The 4470-nt window shown below is 35.5% G+C and carries 4 protein-coding genes; all 4 read right to left on the bottom strand.

All coding sequences use genetic code 11. The features are described 5' to 3' along the window. Positions 1 to 763: 763 nt before the first annotated feature. The 4 genes from K6G87_RS01240 to K6G87_RS01225 all read right to left on the bottom strand — a co-directional run bounded on the left by K6G87_RS01240 (position 764) and on the right by K6G87_RS01225 (position 4143). Positions 764 to 2161 (bottom strand): tetratricopeptide repeat protein, encoded by a 1398-nt coding sequence (locus tag K6G87_RS01240; protein ID WP_296832774.1) that lies wholly within the window; start codon positions 2159 to 2161, stop codon positions 764 to 766. A 396-nt stretch (positions 2162 to 2557) separates the two neighbouring features. Beyond that, positions 2558 to 3184: a hypothetical protein gene (locus K6G87_RS01235; protein ID WP_296832772.1), complete on the bottom strand. Its 627-nt coding sequence runs from the start codon at positions 3182 to 3184 to the stop codon at positions 2558 to 2560. Between the two features lie 2 nt (positions 3185 to 3186). Continuing rightward, on the bottom strand, positions 3187 to 3978 hold the full coding sequence (locus K6G87_RS01230; protein ID WP_296832770.1) for a hypothetical protein: 792 nt from the start codon (positions 3976 to 3978) through the stop codon (positions 3187 to 3189). A 12-nt stretch (positions 3979 to 3990) separates the two neighbouring features. Continuing rightward, on the bottom strand, positions 3991 to 4143 hold the full coding sequence (locus K6G87_RS01225; protein ID WP_296832767.1) for a hypothetical protein: 153 nt from the start codon (positions 4141 to 4143) through the stop codon (positions 3991 to 3993). Between the last annotated feature and the right edge of the window lie 327 nt (positions 4144 to 4470).

Below are 4470 nucleotides of genomic sequence, written 5' to 3'. Positions count from 1 at the left end.
ACATGGTAAATGACCACAACGACAACAGTAATCCACCTGATATTGTCCAAATAATGTTTTCTCATACTTATCACACTTTCGCAATTATTATTAACAATAGTGTAATTTACTAATACTAATATGTCTATCAACTATACATTACATATTTTAATATTTCATGTTAATAATTATTGCCCAAACGAGCTTCTTCATTTTTACATTTCTATATCTCAAAGATTACTATTATTTTTTATAGCTAGTCGTAAATAGCTAAATTTTATATCAGCTTTGCTTTCTATGCTCCTAAATCATCCCCTACGTGAAGTCCTACATTTTTCCCTAAATCTTCCCTACGTGAAGTCCTACATTTTTTCCTGGTTGTTCACGTAATTTTTAGCCATTTTTGCAGAAAATTACGTGAGCCTCACACTTTTTGTGCTATTCCTAACGTAGTCAAGCCTACTTTTGTGGAAAAACCAACGTGAGAATTGCTATTATACTTCACCTTTTCACGTAAGAATATCAACCTACACCTTTTTACGTAAAAATATCATTCTTGCAAAAAACGATTTGTATTAGCAACAAAAACCTTAATTATATATCATCTGTGCTTGTTATGCCCCTATTTCTTTAAATCCGAAACTCTAAAGAAAATCCAACGCCTTAGCCAGCATCTTTTTTCATAGCCTTTTCTTCTCTCTGATGGACGTACCGAATAGCCCTCATGTCCTGTATACTTCTCCATACAACACCTTTCTCCATAGCATACGCTGCTATCCAGAAATCATTCAACATATCCTGCCAGAAGATCATATACATCTTCAATGGTATAAGAAGGTGTTCCTACTACGCCTTCTCCCCCATTTGCTGCATTATCTGCTGAATATCCATCAAAATACACTGTATTTTCAAGTGACTTTGAAGCATTATATTGCTCTGATCCTATCATCACATTCTCTGAATCATATAAATAAATGTCATAAGCAATTATGCTTCCGCCATAATAAGTCTCGATACCAGTCATAGTTCCATCTTCAGTCCAAAGAGGTACGCAGACATTCCAGGTATCGGATCCTGTATACATTCCGTATACATATTTATCAGTACCTTCAAAGAAATCAAAAACTGTTGCAAGCATTGTGCCTTCAGCATTATAAGAAACTATTATATTGGATTCATCTTCACCATACAGATAGCAGGCATAGAATATAGATTCCATAATAGTGCCATCTTCACTATATATGGTCTTATATCTGACTCTTCCTGTGCTGTCAGAATATGTATCCAAAGACAGTTCATCTATTCTTGCCCAAATAGCCTCTTTACTTGTCATGAATATTTCTGATATGCCGGAGTTATAACGTGCCTCTTTGCTGCTTGCAAACTCATCATCTGAAGCTATGTCAGATTCGCTGTCTCCGGTAGTACTATCAATATCTTCAGATCCGCTGTCTCCGGTAGTATTATCAATATCTTCAGATTCAGATGAATCCATGCTGGAAATATCTGCATTTGACGCATCAACAATACTGCTATCAGATGCTCCAACCGAATTATCTTCTGAGCTTCCCTCGGTAGTATTATCTGAAGTATTATCAGAAGTAGCATCAGAAGTATTATCAGAAGCAGCATCAGAAGTAGCATCAGAAGTAGCACTAATAGCCTGTGCATCCATAAGCTCTGCTGCCTTATTAAGAAGCTCTATCGCTTCATCTTTTCTCCCTTTTCTTATAAGAATCTCTGCCTGTCCCAGATATCCATCTGGATTATCAGGCTCAAGTTCCTGCATTTTGACAAAATCAGCTTCGGCACTGTCAAAATTTGCTATGCTGTCGCCAAGGCACATATAGGCACTTCCTCTTGCCTTATAAGCTTCCGCAATGCTATCATCAATTTCAATTGCCTTATTTATAAGCTCTATTGCCTTCCCTGCCGCTACATCATTAACACATTGCCAGCCAAGTATCTCCAGTGCAGGATTTAGATACTCATAAGGATCCTGTACTACTTCCTGTGTAGATGCCGAGTTTGCAGCATCACTTTCTACTTTAGGTGTTCCATCAGAATTAATTGCAATTCCTTCAGAGCCAATTTCTGAATCCTTTTGTCCACATCCAGCTGCAGAGCACATATATATCATTACTATAAAAGCATTAAGTATTAGTAATAATCTTTTCTTCAATAAAATCTCCCTGTATTTGTATTTTATGATTCAAGATATTTCCACCATCTAAAGGTGATGGGTTATCTTGATCATTTTATATATTATGAGGTAGGTGTCAAAAGTTCCTTTTGACACCATATGACTACCGGATTGTTCCGTTTCTTCGAAACTCTCACATCTACGTTCCACTCCGGTCGGCGCAAAACAGACATCCCCCGGATGTCTTGCGCCCTCAAACATTCGCAAATCCGCACTACGTGCTAATTTGCGAATGTTTGGCGGGTCATAAATTCATATTCGATTTCGAGCAAGCTCGAATCGAAATGACTTTTGACCCTTACGTCATTTAATTGATTTTACCGAAGTTAATTTGGGCGAAATAAGATAGCTGTCCTTTTTTGTTATCGCTTTAGACTACAATTTACAAAGTTTTGCCGGAAGCAAACCGTTTAATCTGTTCATCCATTCTTCTGTCTGAAATGAGATATAACACATCTGTGCGCTCTGTCCAAAAATCAAACACTTGTTGCTTCCTTTTTTTGTTAAATCCTCATTAATCAGGCTCAAAACAGTAACATCAATCCATCCCATATCACACCTTGGGATAAAGATTTTATCTACTCCATTACATGTAAAAATAATTCTAACACCATATTCAGCGGAATCATCGTTCTCCTGTATAACATTTTCTATGCAAATCTCTCCGTCAGATAGATTTGCAGATGCTTCAAGGATTTCTGCGTATGATGATCCCTCCATGTCAAAGATGTAAAGTTGTGGCGAACTGATAGAACTTAAAATATACCCTGTCATAAGGTATCCATCTGCTCCCAAAAGCATATCTTCTGGGCACATTAAAAGATCTTCGACAATATTTTCTACAGATTCGTTAATCTGTATGCCCAAATCTAAAAGACAATTGACATTCCTTTTAGCATAAGCTGTTACTTCATCTAAATTATCGAATCTATCTGCATCAATGATACTTCTAATCACATTTCCTCCATGAAGAAAATCGTCAGATACATAAGTGTACTGCATTATTATCTTCCCATAAACATTTCTATATAATCTTCTCTCATTCTTTCGACATTTGCTATTCCTGTTTGGTTATATGCATCTTCGAGATCTGCAAGTATATCCTTTTGGGGATATATATGTGAGCCCTTTCTGACTATATAACATTTCTGATATTTAAATCTTTTCTTTAAATGCAGCTCCCATTTTCCTCCAAGTTTTTCAATAATCCTTTCACCTATAAATGATGCAATCTTGACAAACTCAATGTCCAAATCTTGAATATTGCCAGAACGCTTCACTTCGTCAAAAATATCACCGATTACTTGGAACCAATTCTTTATCGCATTCTCAACACATATATTTTCTGATATTTTATTCTCCTCAATAAACGCCTTAGCATATTTTTCGTGTTCATAATAAACCATTTCTGCCATAGCATCTGTATAAATATAATTGTTTTTCACTTTTTCCAAAAACAATTCCATTTCTGGTATCCCATATTGATCAATTATTTGAGCCATTTGAATAAGAATTCTATTTACATCTTCTTTCGTCGAGTAATGCCATTCCATTTCAAAATTATCCAAATTCAAATCTTTGACCTTAAAAAAGCAACCCCCACTTCTACTATCTGCATACAATTCAAAAAACAACAAATTATCATATTCACGTTTACATATAGTTACTGACTGAATATACTCATCTGTGTCCTTTACGAACTCCCAATCTCCCCCTCTCATTCCTTTAAATTCAAAGCCATGAACCGATAGCATTTCTCCTAAATATTTCTTTATCAAAGTTGTTGTTATATTCATATTTTCCTCCATTCAAAAACAAGGGCAAGGACTACTTGCTGTTCCATTAAGATAATTAATTACCTGCATCAATAGTGCTATTGCTGCAGGATCATCAGCTACTCCTCCCCAAATATCATCTGCCAAAAGTCCCAACGCGATTAAAAGAGTAACTATAGCAACCAAGTCATCATTTTCCTTAAGCTGTTTATCTACGCATTGGTACCAGGTTCAATAAAAGTGAATTAAAAGCCGCAAAGCCAGTACTTATCTGGTTTCACAGCTTTTGTATATTACATTTACGCCAGGTTCAATTAACTTGATATTATTAAACGAAAGAAAAAAGTCTGGATTGAACCCCAAACCAAAGATTTTATACAGAAAACTTTGGTTTGGGGTATAATTTCTTTGGATTCGAAGGAAAAAACTATGGATTATAGCAAGGATGATCAGTCATAGTTTCCCCATCTATCTATTTTATAAGATAAAGAAAAAATATTATCACACGTTAAA

It is taken from the genome of Butyrivibrio sp., assembly GCF_024699075.1.
Note: the sequence above shows the minus strand (reverse complement) of the source record. Positions and strands in the feature narration are given on the sequence as shown.